This window comes from Bacillus sp. AFS098217, from assembly GCF_002551815.1.
GTDB lineage: Bacteria > Bacillota > Bacilli > Bacillales > Bacillaceae_G > Bacillus_A.
The window spans coordinates 76,065-91,765 of record NZ_NVPR01000062.1; the positions used below are offsets into that span (position 1 = coordinate 76,065).

The 15,701-nt window shown below is 38.4% G+C and carries 14 protein-coding genes; 3 read left to right on the forward strand and 11 right to left on the reverse strand.

Going from position 1 to position 15,701, the window contains the following annotated elements; translation table 11 throughout:
- Positions 1-107: 107 nt before the first annotated feature.
- The 8 genes from COO03_RS17595 to dnaE all read right to left on the reverse strand — a co-directional run bounded on the left by COO03_RS17595 (position 108) and on the right by dnaE (position 11,147).
- The gene (locus COO03_RS17595; protein ID WP_097898395.1) at positions 108-497 is read right to left on the reverse strand and encodes an FxsA family protein; all 390 of its coding nucleotides are present in this window, start codon (positions 495-497) and stop codon (positions 108-110) included.
- Positions 498-901: 404 nt separating this feature from the next.
- Positions 902-2,659, reverse strand: a complete 1,758-nt coding sequence (gene pyk / locus COO03_RS17600) for a pyruvate kinase (RefSeq protein WP_097898396.1) — start codon at positions 2,657-2,659, stop codon at positions 902-904.
- A gap of 53 nt (positions 2,660-2,712) precedes the next feature.
- Positions 2,713-3,672, reverse strand: a complete 960-nt coding sequence (gene pfkA, locus COO03_RS17605; RefSeq protein WP_097898397.1) for a 6-phosphofructokinase — start codon at positions 3,670-3,672, stop codon at positions 2,713-2,715.
- A gap of 128 nt (positions 3,673-3,800) precedes the next feature.
- The gene (gene accA, locus COO03_RS17610) at positions 3,801-4,775 is read right to left on the reverse strand and encodes an acetyl-CoA carboxylase carboxyl transferase subunit alpha (protein ID WP_097898398.1); all 975 of its coding nucleotides are present in this window, start codon (positions 4,773-4,775) and stop codon (positions 3,801-3,803) included.
- Positions 4,763-5,632 carry an acetyl-CoA carboxylase, carboxyltransferase subunit beta gene (gene accD, locus COO03_RS17615; RefSeq protein ID WP_097898399.1) on the reverse strand — a complete coding sequence of 290 codons (870 nt, stop codon included), beginning with the start codon at positions 5,630-5,632 and terminating at the stop codon, positions 4,763-4,765. The genes accA and accD overlap by 13 nt, the downstream gene beginning before the upstream one ends.
- A 184-nt stretch (positions 5,633-5,816) precedes the next feature.
- Positions 5,817-6,461, reverse strand: coding sequence for a FadR/GntR family transcriptional regulator (locus tag COO03_RS17620; protein ID WP_097898400.1), 645 nt, complete (start codon positions 6,459-6,461; stop codon positions 5,817-5,819).
- Between the two features lie 14 nt (positions 6,462-6,475).
- Positions 6,476-7,684, reverse strand: coding sequence for an NAD(P)-dependent malic enzyme (locus COO03_RS17625; protein ID WP_170958224.1), 1,209 nt, complete (start codon positions 7,682-7,684; stop codon positions 6,476-6,478).
- A 133-nt stretch (positions 7,685-7,817) separates the two neighbouring features.
- A complete protein-coding gene (dnaE, locus tag COO03_RS17630) occupies positions 7,818-11,147 on the reverse strand; it encodes a DNA polymerase III subunit alpha (RefSeq protein ID WP_097898402.1) in 3,330 nt (1,109 codons plus the stop codon).
- 42 nt (positions 11,148-11,189) lie between these two features.
- Between dnaE and COO03_RS17635 the strand changes: the two genes are divergently transcribed.
- Positions 11,190-11,603 carry a YtrH family sporulation protein gene (locus tag COO03_RS17635; protein ID WP_141523362.1) on the forward strand — a complete coding sequence of 138 codons (414 nt, stop codon included), beginning with the start codon at positions 11,190-11,192 and terminating at the stop codon, positions 11,601-11,603.
- Positions 11,600-12,103: a sporulation membrane protein YtrI gene (gene ytrI, locus COO03_RS17640; protein WP_097898404.1), complete on the forward strand. Its 504-nt coding sequence runs from the start codon at positions 11,600-11,602 to the stop codon at positions 12,101-12,103. The genes COO03_RS17635 and ytrI overlap by 4 nt, the downstream gene beginning before the upstream one ends.
- 42 nt (positions 12,104-12,145) lie before the next feature.
- On the opposite strand, the gene COO03_RS17645 is transcribed toward ytrI, so the two are convergent.
- The gene (locus COO03_RS17645; protein WP_097898430.1) at positions 12,146-13,078 is read right to left on the reverse strand and encodes a DHH family phosphoesterase; all 933 of its coding nucleotides are present in this window, start codon (positions 13,076-13,078) and stop codon (positions 12,146-12,148) included.
- 205 nt (positions 13,079-13,283) lie between these two features.
- On the opposite strand from COO03_RS17645, the gene COO03_RS17650 reads away from it, so the two are divergent.
- The gene (locus COO03_RS17650; RefSeq protein WP_097898405.1) at positions 13,284-13,589 is read left to right on the forward strand and encodes a YtpI family protein; all 306 of its coding nucleotides are present in this window, start codon (positions 13,284-13,286) and stop codon (positions 13,587-13,589) included.
- A gap of 22 nt (positions 13,590-13,611) precedes the next feature.
- Here COO03_RS17650 and COO03_RS17655 read toward each other — a convergent pair whose 3' ends face one another.
- Entirely contained in the window at positions 13,612-13,872 is a 261-nt protein-coding gene (locus tag COO03_RS17655) for a DUF3949 domain-containing protein (RefSeq protein ID WP_097898406.1), read from the reverse strand.
- A gap of 330 nt (positions 13,873-14,202) precedes the next feature.
- Positions 14,203-15,516 (reverse strand): DRTGG domain-containing protein, encoded by a 1,314-nt coding sequence (locus COO03_RS17660; RefSeq protein WP_097898407.1) that lies wholly within the window; start codon positions 15,514-15,516, stop codon positions 14,203-14,205.
- Positions 15,517-15,701: the final 185 nt, after the last annotated feature.

Here is a 15,701-nt window from a genome sequence, read left to right on the forward strand (position 1 = left end):
TTATACATATTTATCATTACCTTTTCTTCCTTTTTCTACAAATGAATAAATATACATTTTATATTTCGACAAAAAAATAACACGTAAAGCAGGGACTGCTCTACGTGTTATTTTTGCACGATAATAGTTGTATTTCTTCTCAATTTCCACTCTAGCCATTTCATTATCATAGGCTTAAGTAGCCTTCTCGTTATTGGAAAGATGAAAACAAATCCTATTATATCCGTTACATATCCAGGTACTAACAGAAGCACGCCACCTATAAAGACAAAGATCCCATCTATTACAGCATCACCTGGCATTTCCCCTCTATTTAACCTTGATTGAATTTCCCTAAGCACCTTAAATCCTTGCTGTTTTGCTAAATATGCACCAAGGACAGCTGTAAACACAATCATAGCGAACGTCGGCCACATACCAATCAAATGACTAGAACCAATAAGCACCGTCACTTCAACTGCAGGGATTAAAATAAAAAGAACCAAAAGCCATTTCATATCCTCACACCTTTCCTCTCACAGCATTTAAACAGGCCTTATAACCCTCTCCTATCAATTCACAATTCAAAGATATCCAAGAGGTTTAAATACATCAATCATGGGATAATCTTTTTCATATCACTATATAAATCCATTTTAATTTTTCGACATCTAAATCCCTGCTATGCAGAATAAAAAGCAACCTACACTCGTTTGCTCTTTCTATTTTCACTTCGCACGTGGCAGATAAAGGCACTGACCGCTTCTATGCATAGCTAGATGCTCTCTCCCATCTAAAAAGAGGGGGTTTATGTCGGTTTTTAATTGATGTATATATAGTCGTTTGACTTTTCTCAGAATGATTTTTGTATTTTAATTGTAAAAAAAGAGAAGGATTCCCACCCTTCTCTCCATATTACTTCTTATAGCACTTCCGCATGTCCATTATAAACAATTCCGCGCGCGGCATCAACTGTTACTTCTTGGCCAGTGATTAAAGTTCTTGTTACACCTTCAATACCAACGATAACTGGGATACCGATTGATACACCCACAACAGCTGCATGGCTTGTTAGGCCACCTTCTTCTACAACTAGAGCTGCAGCTTTTTCAATTGCAGGAATCATATCCTTATCAGTACTTGTTGTAACAAGGATATCACCTTCTGTTACGTTCGCTACAGCTTCTGCAGCTGTTTTCGCTACAACTACTTTACCTTTTGCTGCTTTACGACCAATCCCTTGTCCTTTAGCGATTTCTTCACCAACAACATGGATTTTCATTAAGTTTGTTGTACCAGTTTCAGCAACCGGAACGCCAGCAGTGATTACAACTGTATCACCAAGACCAAGCAAGTCTGCATCCATAGCTGTTTGAATTGCTGTGTCTATCATTTCATCTGTAGACGCTGCGCGTTTACCAGCCATATATGCTTGTACACCCCAAACAAGCGCAAGACGGCGGCATACTTGCTCGTCAGATGTTACAGCTACGATTGGAGATTTTGGACGATATTTAGAGATCATCTTTGCAGTGTAGCCACTTTCTGTTGGCGCAACGATTGCAGCCACATCAAGAGCGATTGCTGTATGTGCAACAGATTGACTAATTGCGTCTGTAATTGTTGGTGTGAACTCTTTAATACGTTTTTTGAACATATCTTCATATTGTAATGATTTTTCAACACGTGTTGAGATGTTTGCCATCATTGTTACTGCTTCTAATGGGTATAGACCCGCTGCAGTTTCACCAGAAAGCATGATTGCATCTGTACCATCGAAGATTGCGTTTGCTACGTCACTTGCTTCCGCACGAGTTGGACGTGGGTTACGTTGCATAGAATCTAACATTTGTGTTGCTGTAATAACCGGTTTGCCTAATACGTTACATTTTTTGATTAGACGTTTTTGTACTAATGGTACTTCTTCTGGCGGAATTTCTACACCCATGTCACCACGAGCTACCATTAAACCGTCAGAAACTTCTAAGATTGAATCGATGTTGTCGATACCTTCTTGGTTTTCAATTTTCGGTACGATTTGAATGTATGATGCATTGTGCGCTTCTAATAATTCACGGATTTCTAATACGTCGGCTGCTTTACGAACGAAAGATGCTGCAATGAAATCAACTTTTTGCTCGATACCGAAGACGATATCTTTTACGTCTTTCTCAGTGATACCAGGAAGCTTAATACTTACGTTTGGTACGTTTACACCTTTTTTATTTTTTACAGTTCCGCTGTTTAATACTTTTGTGCGGATATTTCCGTCTACTTTCTCGATTACTTCTAACTCAATTAGACCGTCATCGATCAGAATACGAGAACCAGTTTCTACATCGTCATAAAGACCAGCATATGTTACAGAGAACTTCTCTGCAGTTCCTAATACTAGTTCTGTAGAAATAATTACTTCTGCACCTGTTACTAATTCGGCTTGTCCGTCTACGAAGTCATGTGTACGGATTTCTGGACCTTTTGTATCAAGTAAGATTGCAACTGTTTTACCAGTTCTCTTTGAAGCTTCACGAATACTTTTAATACGCGCTCCGTGCTCTTCATGGCTACCATGAGAGAAGTTTAAACGCGCAACGTTCATACCCGCTTCGATTAATTGCTCTAATTTTTCAATGCTTTCACTTGCAGGACCTATAGTACATACAATTTTTGTTTTACGCATATTGCACCTCCGAAAGTTATGAAACCGTTCCCAAATATCCGACATTACGCCGATTAGATGGATAATTCTTTAGATAATTGATACATATCTTTATCAATCGTATGCTTTTGAGCTAACGCTTCAATAATGTCATGATCAACTAGTTTGTTGTTTTGGATACCAACGCAGCGTCCACCTCTGCCTTCGATTAACAGTTCAACCGCTCTTGCACCAAGACGGCTTGCTAATACACGGTCTTGTGCACTTGGTGATCCACCACGTTGTACGTGACCTAATACAGTTACGCGAGTATCAAAACTTGTTGCTTCCTCGATTTGCTTACCGATGTCAATCGCACTTCCAACACCTTCAGCCACAACAATAATACTATGTTTCTTACCACGCTCACTACCGCGTTTTAAACGAGCAATAACGTCATCCATGTCATACTCTTCTTCTGGAATTAAGATTGTTTCTGCACCATCAGCTAAACCAGCCCATAATGCGATATCTCCAGCGTGGCGCCCCATTACTTCAATAACATATGTACGTTCATGAGATGTAGCTGTATCACGAATTTTATCAATTGCATCAATAACAGTGTTTAACGCTGTATCGAAACCAATTGTGAAGTCTGTTCCAGGAATATCATTATCGATTGTACCTGGTACACCCACACATGGGAATCCTTGCTCTGTTAATTTCTTAGCGCCTTGGTAAGAACCATCGCCACCAATAACAACAAGTCCTTCGATACCAAATTTATTTAACTGCTCGATTCCTTTTAGTCGTACTTCTGGGTCTTTAAACTCAGGACATCTTGCTGTATATAATTTTGTACCACCGCGGTGGATAATATCGCCAACAGAACCAAGTTCTAATTTTTCAATGTGACCAGAAATTAATCCAGCGTATCCATGGTAGATACCGTATACTTCAATATCATGGAAAATCGCTTTACGAACAACTGCACGAATGGCAGCATTCATACCAGGTGAATCTCCACCACTTGTTAATACACCAATACGTTTCATTTGTACTCACCTCATAAAGATTATTTATCTTATAATAAAATAACATGAAGAAATATAAAAATACAATGGAGAAGATGTGTCTTTTCACAATAAAAACGTGCATTCGCGAAGTGGAACGCACGCTTTTATTATTTTATCCAAATGGAAGCGTTTGAAAACGAAACTTGTCCAATTTTCATATATTTTTCATAACGTTTTTCGATTAATTCCTCTTTCGAAATACCGTTTAATTGTTGGAATGTTTTTTTAAGCATCAAATCAATATTTTCTGATTGCTTTAAAATATTACGATGTGCACCACCGCGCGCTTCTGGAATAATTTCATCAATTACACCTAATTCTTTCAAATCCGCTGCCGTAATTTTCATCGCTTCTGCAGCTTCCCTTGCCTTTCCTGCATCTTTCCAAAGGATTGCTGCTGCACCCTCTGGTGTAATAACAGAATAGGTGGAATTTTCTAGCATATGAATGTAATCTCCTACTCCAAGACCAAGCGCACCACCGCTGCCACCTTCACCAATAACAATACAAATAACAGGTACAGTAAGCCCTGCCATTTCAAATAAATTACGAGCAATGGCTTCACTTTGACCACGTTCTTCAGCTGCTTTACCAGGATAAGCACCTTTCGTATCAATGAAACAGATAATTGGACGATTAAATTTCTCTGCTTGTTTCATTAAGCGCAGTGCCTTACGATATCCTTCTGGATGAGGCATTCCAAAATTACGACGAATATTTTCTTTCGTATCTTTCCCGCGCTGGTGCCCAATTACAGTTACAGGCATTCCATCATACTTCGCAATGCCGCCGACGATCGCTGCATCATCGCCAAATAGACGATCTCCGTGACATTCAAAAAAATCAGTAAATAAGTGCTCAATATAATCGAGCGTCGTCGGTCTCTCTGCATGACGAGCAATTTGAACGCGATCCCACACTTTCATATTGCCGTATATTTCTTCCTCTAAATTTTCCAGCTTCGCTTCCAAAATACGAATTTCCTCGCTGAAATCCATCTGGCTGTGTTTCGTATAGTCTTTCAGTTCATGGATCTTATTTCTTAGCTCAACAACTGGTTTTTCAAATTCTAGTTCTGCCATACAGCCATTTCCCCTCCTTGATGAACTTCTAAAATCTTACGGAGTGACTCTTTCATATTATCACGATGCACAACCGCATCCAATTGACCATGCTCTAATAAAAACTCTGCCGTTTGAAAGTCTTCTGGCAGTTTTTCACGCACTGTTTGTTCAATTACACGTCTACCAGCGAAGCCGATAAGTGCACCTGGCTCTGCAAGATTATAGTCACCAAGTGAAGCAAAACTTGCTGAAACACCGCCTGTTGTCGGATGAGTCATAACAGAAATAAATAACCCGCCAGCATTGCTATGCTTCTTCAAAGCTACGCTCGTTTTTGCCATTTGCATTAAGCTTAATATACCTTCTTGCATACGAGCACCACCCGATGCAGTAAAGATAATAAATGGCACTTGTAAGTCATATGCTCTTTCAACTGCACGCGCAATCTTTTCACCTACAACAGAGCCCATGCTGCCCATTCGAAAACGAGAATCCATTACTGCCACAACAACAAGCATTTCATCAATTGTTCCTTCACCTGTCACAACTGCTTCATTTAATTCTGTCTTCTTGCGATCACTCTCTAGTTTCTCTTCATAGTCTGGAAACTGAAGTGGATTTAAAGAAACCATTTCTTTGTCGTACTCACGAAATGAACCTTCGTCCAATATACTATCAAGGCGCTCCCATGCGTTCATCGGGTGATGATACCCACAGTTCACACATACTTTCAAATTTTTAAGAAGCTCTTTTGTATACATGATTTTTTTACATTTCGGACATTTTGTCATAACACCGTCCGGCACATCTTTTCGTACTTGTTCTGAAGGAATTGCAGCGTACTTTTTCTTTTTCACGAATAAATCTCTTAGCACATTTTGACCCCCTTTGTTGAGAGCTAAGGTTAGCGTAGGAAGAAAACGGGGCTAACACCAAAGTTTGATGTTAGCCTTATCTTCCAATCTGTCTAATAACCTCTCTCTTTACGTTTAACTTTAACGGCTATGCGATAAATTGTTTGTCATAACGTGTCATGGTCATTTCGACAAATTTTATACACTACGAATGAAACTGTATATTTTCTACTAATTCATCATAAATTTTTAGTGACTCTTTTTCTTTTTTCGCATATAGCGCTTCATGAAGTTTTTTATAAAGCGCTATAGAATCTAGCGGGATTTCACAAGAAAGAGTTGCAACATAATCATTTACAATCATCCAAATGCGATATAACAAATAATTATCTACTTGTTCAATAAGTGTTTTAAAAAACGTTTGATGAAGGACTCGAATTGAACTTTCGTTATTCTCAAGCACTCGATTTAATTTACCTAACACGTTAGAGAACGTTTCTTGCGGCAAATCACATACGATTCGAAGCATATCTTTTTCAAGCAATCGTTTCGTTTGTAATAAATCACGAATTGTCTTCTCATCTTGAAGCAGAAACGGTGCGATTAATTGAACAAGTCCGTTGTCATAAAAGTTTCGAATAAACGTCCCTTCACCGCGTCTTGTCTCAATTAACCCTACAAGTTCTAAAGCTCGCAATGCTTCACGTACAGAAGAACGTCCGACGTTTAAACGCGCACTTAACTCACGTTCAGACGGCAAACGATCCCCTGCTACTAAGCCATCCTCTTCCATAATAGAACGGATTTTCTTTACAATTTCGAGATACACTTTTGTATTTGATGGTGTCAATGGAAATTCCTCGCTTATTCTTTACCAATCAACGCTAATTGTTTTGTTTTCTCAGCGATTTCATTTGGATCTACTTGACGGCGAGCTACTCCTGTCTCCATCGCGGCTTTTGCTACATAAGCTGCCACCTGAGGCGCCACACGCGCGTCAAACGGTGCTGGAATGATATAATCCGCATTTAACTCATCAGCCGATACAAGCTCTGCAATGGCCTCTACAGCTGCCATCTTCATTTCTTCATTAATTTGTGTTGCATGTACATCAAGTGCACCACGGAAAATACCAGGGAACGCTAGTACATTATTTACTTGGTTCGGGAAGTCAGAACGGCCAGTACCAACAACAGCTGCGCCTGCTGCTTTTGCCAGTTCCGGCATGATTTCTGGGACTGGATTTGCCATTGCAAAAATAATTGCATCGTCATTCATTGTACGAACCATTTCCTCAGTTAATGCACCTGCTGCAGATACACCAATGAATACATCCGCACCTTGTATAACCTCTGCTAAAGAACCTTCTATACGGTTCTTATTTGTATATTTTGCAACTTCGTCTTTCACCGGATTCATACCAACAGGGCGACCTTCATAAATTGCGCCTTTTCGGTCACACATAATTATGTCGCGTACACCATAGCGATATAAAAGTTTAATGATTGCAATACCCGCTGCACCTGCACCATTCGCTACAACTTTAATATTAGACATTTTCTTTCCAACTAGCTTAAGCGCGTTTACAAGACCCGCTACTGTTACAATAGCTGTTCCATGTTGATCATCATGGAATACCGGAATATTTGTTTCTTTTTTCAAACGTTCTTCAATGATAAAGCAGTTTGGTGCTGCGATATCTTCTAAGTTTACACCGCCAAATGTTGGCTCCATTAATTTTACAGTTTCAATAATTTTATCTACATCGTTTGTATTTAAGGCAATTGGGAATGCATCTACGCCGGCAAAGCTCTTAAACAATACCGCCTTACCTTCCATTACCGGAAGAGATGCTTCTGGTCCGATGTTACCAAGACCAAGTACAGCTGTTCCGTCCGTCACAACTGCTACCATGTTTCCCTTCATTGTATATTCATATACCTTACTTTTATCGTCATAAATTTCTTTACAAGGTTCTGCAACCCCTGGAGAATACGCAAGACTTAAATCTTTCGCATTTTCTACTTTTACCTTTGATACAGTTTCTAATTTTCCTTGGTGCACTTTATGCATGTGAAGTGCTTCTTCACGAAGTGTTGACAAACTATCCACTCTCCTCAAATTATTCTTGCTGATATCATTGTCTCCAAGTGGTCTGACCACGAACACTACTACTATAATAATCGAAATATAGGGAAATTGTCCATTATATTTTCACTACGATATTTTCGTCACCGACAATTTCACGAAGTGCTCTTAAACATTCTTTACTTGGATGAATTGACAAACTACGAGATAATTGTACCATCTTATGTTCCTTTTCATAATAAATTAGTACTTTCGCAAAACCTGAATAGTTAAACAATATTTTTGTAACCTGATTTAACAACTTCTTGTCATACTGTGACGGTAGTTTAACATAGATGGATGCTTCTTTCATTTCATCGTATACATCCATTTGCTCCAATGGATAAAGGCCATTCACAATCCATTGTAATTTATGGTTTCGCTGCTCAATTGTCCCTTCAACTAAAACAATTTCACCTTCTTGTAACCTTTCCGAAAAATGGATATACGTCTCTGGAAATACAACTGCTTCCATTTCATCATTTTGATCGCAAAATGTTACAAACGCCATTTTTTGCAATTTTTTCGTCCGAATGACTTTCACACTTGTTATATATACGATTGCCCTTTGTACTTTCCGTTTCTGTCTCATTGCTTGTGCCAGTGACGGAATTTCCAGCTCTTTCACAAGAGTTGCATACTGCGCGGTTGGATAACTCGACAAATAAAAACCGAGCGCTTCTTTTTCTTTATTCAATTGTTCGATAAAAGATAGTTCTTCTCCTTGTACATATACTGATTTCGGTACACTTTCTTCCCCTAATTCACGCGCAAGGTTTGCATACTCCAAAGCACCCTTAATACTATTAAACAAGGTTGTCCGTGAAACTTCGAAATCGTCAAAGCAACCCGCCCAAACAAGCGCCTCTAAATTGCGCTCTGTAACAAATTTTGCTGGCATGCGTAGACAAAACTCAAATAAATCTTGGAATGGGCCTCTCTCCCTTTCCTCAATCAAGGCGTTCACTGTAGCCATCCCAATATTTCGAATCGAAAGTAGACTATAGCGAATTGCATTTCCTTCTATCCGGAAATTGTAGCTGCTTCTATGAAGAGACGGCGGTAAAACACGAAAACCTTTGCGCTTTGTTTCGCGTATATATTGCACAATCTTATCTTCGTTCCCGATTGCACTTGATAATAGTGCTGTCATAAACTCTAGCGGGTAATTTGCCTTTAAATAAGCTAGTTGATATCCGATCATACTGTATGCTACTGCATGACTTCGGTTAAAACCGTAATTTGCAAATCTAACAATTAAATCGTAAATTTGCTCTGCAGATGTTTCATTATATCCATTTTGTAAACACCCTTGGACAAAATGTTTTCGTTCCTGATCTAAAATATCCCGATTTTTTTTACTTACTGCGCGGCGAAGCAAATCAGCTTCTCCAAGTGAAAATCCGGCCAATTTTGAAGCAATTTGCATAATTTGCTCCTGATAAACAATTACACCATATGTGCTCTCTAAAATCGGTTTCAAATCAGGGTGCAAATACTGAATTTGACGCTTTCCATGTTTCGATTCAATAAATGTTGGAATTTGCTCCATCGGTCCTGGACGATACAGAGAGTTAACGGCAACTATATCTTCAAATTCATTTGGCCTTAACCCGCGAAGGACATTCCGCATGCCCCCAGATTCGAGCTGAAATACGCCTGTTGTATCCCCTCTCCCTAGTAATTGAAATGTCTTTTCATTTTGAAGAGATACATTTCTTATATCAATTTGTTTTCCAGTTGTTGTCACAATAAAATTAAGGATGTTCTCAAGTAGCGTTAAATTACGTAATCCTAAAAAGTCCATTTTCAATAAACCAAGTTCTTCTAATACATCTGCTGGATATTGCGTAACATACACGTCGTTATGCCCTTCTTGAATCGCAATACTTCCTGTTAGCGGTTCTTGGCTCATAATGACTCCAGCTGCATGAATAGACGTATGACGCGGCAAGCCTTCTACACGCTTTGCAATTTCAAAAACACGCTCATGTAAGAGATTCCCTTGTACAAATTCACGAAGGGATTGCGACTCCTCATACGCTTCTTTTAATGTAATCCCAAGCTTGGATGGAATAAGTTTTGAAAATAGATCAATATCTCTTGGCGGCAGCCCCATTACGCGGGCAATATCCCGAATCGCTGCTTTTGCAGCAAGCGTTCCAAACGTAACAATTTGCGCAACCCGGAGCTGACCATATTTATCTTTTACATAACGAATCATCTCATCACGTCTTATATCTGGAAAATCAATATCAATATCTGGAAGCGTGACGCGTTCAGGGTTTAAAAATCGCTCAAATAATAAATTGTATGCAATTGGATCAATGTCTGTAATTTCCAGTACATAAGAAACAAGTGAACCCGCTGCTGAACCACGCCCTGGACCTGTTAAAATGCCATGTTCGTGTGCATATTTCATAAAGTCCCACACAATGAGGAAATAATCACTAAAACCCATGCGAGAGATAACTTCAAGTTCATGATTCAAACGTTTAACATGCACCTCTTTCGGTACACCATATCGTTTCCGCAATCCATCTTCGCAAATACGGCGTAAATAAGCATCACTCGTCTCATTAGATGGTACAGGAAACTGCGGTAATTGATTGACATGGAATGGGATTTCTACGTGGCAACCATCAGCGATACGAACTGTATTCTGAAGCGCTTCTTCTGCGTGAGAAAATAAAGCTGCCATTTCAGCTGATGATTTTAAATAATACTGATCTGTTTTGAGCCTTGGCCTATCTGGATCTGTCATTTTCGTTCCGCTCTGAACAGATAATAAACACTCATGCACAAGTGCATCACTTTGATTCACATAACGAATATCATTTGTTGCAACGACTGGGATACTCATCTTACTGGAAAATCCCGGTACCTTTTCTTGTAAAAACAATTCATCCTGAATCGCATGGTGCTGCAAACTCATATAGAAGCTGCCAAACATATTTTGGTACATCCGAGCTACTTCTTCAGCAACCTCGTCTTTTCCTTGTAATAACAGTTGTTCAATTTCCCCGTCTTTCCCCGGAGTAATCGCAATCAACCCTTTTGCATAGTGAGCAAGCCACTTTTTCGGGATTCCGTCTTTTGACTTGGTCATGATAGCGCTAGAAATTTTCAATAAGTTTTGATAACCTGTTTCATTTTCAGCAAGTAATACGAGCGGATAGGCCTTCTCTTCTTCCTCACTAAAAACAGAGGCCGTTAATCCGATAATAGGCTGTATGCCATTTTTCTTACATGCTTTATAAAACGGAATTACTCCGTACATCACATTTTCATCTGTAATTGCGAGAGATGAAAATCCAAGCTCTTTCGCACGAATTATAAGTTCATCAATTTTACAAGCACTTTGTAACAAACTATAAACGGTTTGACATTGTAAATGCACAAACTTCACTGTTGTACCCTCTCTTTACCTATTTGACTACTTTCATTATAGGTGATGAGGAAAGCGGAAATCAAAACATACTTCTTATACTTTGTCCATATATATGAAGAAGAAAGGGGAATGACGATGGATGTAAGAGAACATACTTTTTTCTCTCTTCTTATTATGAGTTACTTTATTGCCTTTGGAGTTATGCTTGGTGGCTCATTAATTGGTGGTATTGGTGCTTTTCTTATCGGGAAACCAGCCCTCACCTATATTAATCAATTCGCACAAAATTTAAGAATTTGGGCGCTTGTTGCGGCAATCGGCGGAACTTTCGATACCTTTTATAGCTTTGAAAGAAGTTTTTTTGAAGGAGATATGAAAGATATTGTGAAACAAATTTTGCTCATTTTTTTCGCAACAGGCGGCATGCAAACCGGTCTTATTATTATTAAATGGCTTACGCAGGATCATGTATGAGAGTACCAAGTACTTCTACAGCTAAACGATGGTATTTATTTTTAGCGGGAGCTGCTGTCGGAGGGGTTTTGAGTTGGTTTATTTTTTTGTACATATACGGTGTTTTCCAACAAGAACAAGCTAGTACAATAGCAGAACAAGAACAAATCATTAAGAAACAAGAAGAAAAGCTCCGCGTTCTTCTTGAAGACCACGACAAATTGAATGAAGAAAATAAACAGCTCTTAACAATTCAAGAAATTAAAATTAAAATTGAAAACCGGGACAAATATGATTTAGACAATCTTACTCTCGAAAACATTACAACTTCGATTCATAATGACCTTCAGCACCTCTTAACGAAAAACATACAAAGCATTGCCAAAAATAAAGAGCTACTAAAAAAAGTAATTGAGAATAAAACATACAAGCATTATGACCGAACGTATCGCTTTAAAGTTGACACAATTTCTTTTGATACCGTACTCGAAATTAGCATCGATATACAGCAAAAAAAGTAGAGCTTCTCGGCTCTACTTTTCTTATTTTTGATACAAATATATTTACTTACAAATCTCACGCAAGTCTGCAAAAAGTCGATCGGCTTCTTCCCAAGAAGAAGCTTTCGCGCCAGAAGCCATCGGATGCCCTCCGCCGTTATATTGCATCGCTAATTTATTAATAACAGGTCCTTTAGAACGAAGGCGAACACGGATTACATCGTCCTCCTCTAAAAATAGAACCCAAGCTTTTAATCCATCGATATTACCAAGCGCTCCCACAACACCAGATGCCTCTGAAGGAAGTACATGAAATTCTTCTAGCACTTCTTTTGTCAGCTTAATATACGCTGCCCCTTCTTCTGTCATCGTAAAGTTTTGCAAAATGTATCCATTTAAACGAGCAATTTTTTCTTGCGTTTTATACATCTCGTTATATAACGCTGGAAAATCAATGCCCATTGCCACAAGTTCACTCACGTAGCGAAGCGTTCTTGCTGATGTGTTCGGGAATAAGAAACGCCCTGTATCTCCCACAATCCCTGCTAAAATAAGACGAGCCGCTTCTTTCGTAATTGTTAAGCCTTTATCTTTTCCATAAGAATAAAACTCATAAATGAGCTCGCTTGTAGAACTTGATGTCGTATCAACCCACGTAATATCTCCGTACGGATCTTCATTTGGGTGATGATCAATTTTAATAAGCATCTTCCCTTTTATATAACGCTGATCACAAACGCGCTCTTGGTTTGCTGTATCGCACACAATAACAAGCGCTTCTTTATATACGCTATCCTCAATTTCATCCATTACTCGTAAATACGATAAGGAAGGCTCACTGTATCCAACCATGTAAATTTTTTTTTCTGGGAACGACTCTTGAAGAATGGTCCCAAGTCCGCATTGTGAACCAAGTGCATCTGGATCTGGACGCACATGACGGTGAATAATGATCGTATCAAACTCTTTAATCGCTGCTAAAATTTGTTCGTGCATATGTATAGTCTCCTTTTTATTCATTCCTGCCCCTGTAATCAATTTTCTCACTTTATCCTCCATTATAACTGAAAACATTTTATACATGTGGACAATTGCTTTATAATAATAGTGAGAAAGTTCTGTTAATAGCGCTTCTTTTTCTCCGCTACTCTCTCATAATGAGTGGAGATACATTATATACAAAGTAATGGAGGATTGTATCATGCCAGTATTAGTCTTTTGTATTATCGTCTCATTTATGTTATATCTCTTCTATAAAACAAAATACTTCCGTACAAACCGTCCAATGGAGAAAGGATGGCTCGCGGGAAAATCAGCAATGGCACTCGGCTTATTCGTTGCGTTGTTTGGCGCAAATCAATTTTTCCTAGAGCTCTCAACAGTACGTATTATCGTTGGTGTGTTATTTCTCTTATTTGGCGGCGCAAGTATTTTTAATGGGTTCCGTCAGTATAAGCATTTCTTGCCTCTTGCAGTCGAAGAAGCAGAAGCGTACAAAACCATGTAACACTGCAAAAAGCATCAGACATTTATGCTGATGCTTTTTTACGTCCCTTTATTTTCAAAATCATGTATGCAATAAGTGCAGATGGTATATTGAAAGGATTTCCTTGTATATGAAAATGTAATTGTTCTTCTTCAAAGGACATATTTTTATAACGTTCTTGCTGCGATTTTCCTATCCGTTTCTTTTGTTCATTTAACCCTTCAATGTACAAATATTGAATAGGAATCATTGCAAGAAAATAAAACAATGCAACACCAGCAAAAAAGAGTAATTTTGATGACATATTGAATACCACCCCTCCTCTTTTTTATACCCATTATCTTACAATCTAATCATATCACGATTAAAATACCAAATACAGGGACTTTCTGTATATTTAAGGAAACATTGAACCGTCTATGAAAATCCATTTCTATTCTAACTACTTACGTTATACGATCGTTTCTCCAGATAGTTCCTCTTCAATCTAGTTAAGATAATGTAGTATGGTATTCTCTTTCGATTGATCTCCTTTCCATCCCTTCTCTTATTCAACAATTTAGTCCACTTGCAAAAAAAGAACGGAACGAATCTCCTTTTTAAAAGGATTCTTCATTCCGCTCTTTTTGTATGCTTATCGATCAATTAATTGCACCATTAATAGCGCTTTCCCAACAACATCTCCTCCGTGACGCACTTCTACATCCACCTTTCCAAATTTACGGCCAATTTCTAACACCTGCGGATGTACAGAAACAACATTATCGATTTGAACAGGCTTTACAAAGTAGATGGTTAAGTTCTCAACAATCGAATCACTTTTCTTCTGTGCACGGATTGCGCGATTTGTTGCTTCTGTGACAACAGTTGTAAATACACCATATGATAATGTTCCAAATGAACTCGTCATTTGTGGTGTCACAGAAAATTGATAACTATGTTCGTTCTTAGCTTCCTTCGGCGTTACAAATTGATTTGTAACAATATCATCAATCGTTTCTCCGACCTGTGGTTGACGCTGAATCATTTGCAGCGCTTGAAGCACATCTTGACGGCTTATGATTCCTTGAAGTTTACTTCCTTCATCGACAACAGGAAGCATTTCAATTCCTTCCCACACCATCATACGCGCTGCAGCTGCTACAGACATCTTTCCGTTTACTGTAATCGGATGTTTTGTCATCACCTTTTCAATCGGCGTTTCTTTAGCAACACCGATCATATCTTTTGAAGTTACAATACCTAATACTTTTTTGTTTTCATCCACAATTGGATAACGCCCATGCATCGTTTCTTCGTTATACGCATGCCATTGTTGTACTGTATCAGTAGGTTTTAAATATAATGTTTCTTCAATTGACGTCAAAATATCTTCAACAAGCACAATATCTTTCTTAATAAGCTGATCATAAATCGCACGGTTAATTAACGTTGCCACAGTAAATGTATCATAGCTACTTGAAATAATCGGCAATTTTAATTCGTCTGCTAATTTTTTCACATGATCTTCCGTATCGAATCCACCTGTAATTAATACCGCAGCTCCTGTTTCTAACGCCAGTTGATGTGCATTTGTACGGTTCCCGATAATCAGTAAGTTCCCTGCTTCCGTATAACGCATCATCGCTTCTAATTTCATAGCACCGATCACGAATTTATTTAATGTTTTATGTAACCCTTCTCTTCCTCCAAGTACTTGGCCATCCACGATATTGACCACTTCTGCATATGTAAGTTTTTCTATATTCTCTTTCTTCTTTTGCTCAATTCGGATTGTTCCCACACGTTCAATTGTACTAACATATCCTTTATTTTCTGCATCTTTAATCGCACGATAAGCTGTTCCTTCACTTACACTCAAGTCTTTTGCAATTTGACGTACAGAAATTTTATGCCCTACCGGCAGGCTATTAATATGTTCTAAAATTTGGTTATGTTTGGTAGCCAAATGGTTTCACCATACTTTCTTTTCCCTAAATTCTTCATATGTTGTATTTTTAGTATACTATATTTCCGAAACTGTTACACTCTCTCTTTATATATCTGTACTATTTTTTTTATAACAAAATAACTATTACATTCCATCAGTAAAATTCTTACAACAGTGTAATGTGATTGTCATCTCATTCGATA

Excerpts from the sequence above, each read along its gene's own strand:
- COO03_RS17595 (WP_097898395.1), bottom strand. The coding sequence starts at position 497 with ATGAAATGGCTTTTGGTTCTTTTTATTTTAATCCCTGCAGTTGAAGTG.
- pyk (WP_097898396.1), bottom strand. The coding sequence starts at position 2,659 with ATGCGTAAAACAAAAATTGTATGTACTATAGGTCCTGCAAGTGAAAGC.
- pfkA (WP_097898397.1), bottom strand. The coding sequence starts at position 3,672 with ATGAAACGTATTGGTGTATTAACAAGTGGTGGAGATTCACCTGGTATG.
- accA (WP_097898398.1), bottom strand. The coding sequence starts at position 4,775 with ATGGCAGAACTAGAATTTGAAAAACCAGTTGTTGAGCTAAGAAATAAG.
- COO03_RS17625 (WP_170958224.1), bottom strand. The coding sequence starts at position 7,684 with ATGCATAAAGTGCACCAAGGAAAATTAGAAACTGTATCAAAGGTAAAA.
- ytrI (WP_097898404.1), top strand. The coding sequence starts at position 11,600 with ATGAGAGTACCAAGTACTTCTACAGCTAAACGATGGTATTTATTTTTA.
- COO03_RS17645 (WP_097898430.1), bottom strand. The coding sequence starts at position 13,078 with ATGCACGAACAAATTTTAGCAGCGATTAAAGAGTTTGATACGATCATT.
- COO03_RS17650 (WP_097898405.1), top strand. The coding sequence starts at position 13,284 with ATGCCAGTATTAGTCTTTTGTATTATCGTCTCATTTATGTTATATCTC.
- COO03_RS17655 (WP_097898406.1), bottom strand. The coding sequence starts at position 13,872 with ATGTCATCAAAATTACTCTTTTTTGCTGGTGTTGCATTGTTTTATTTT.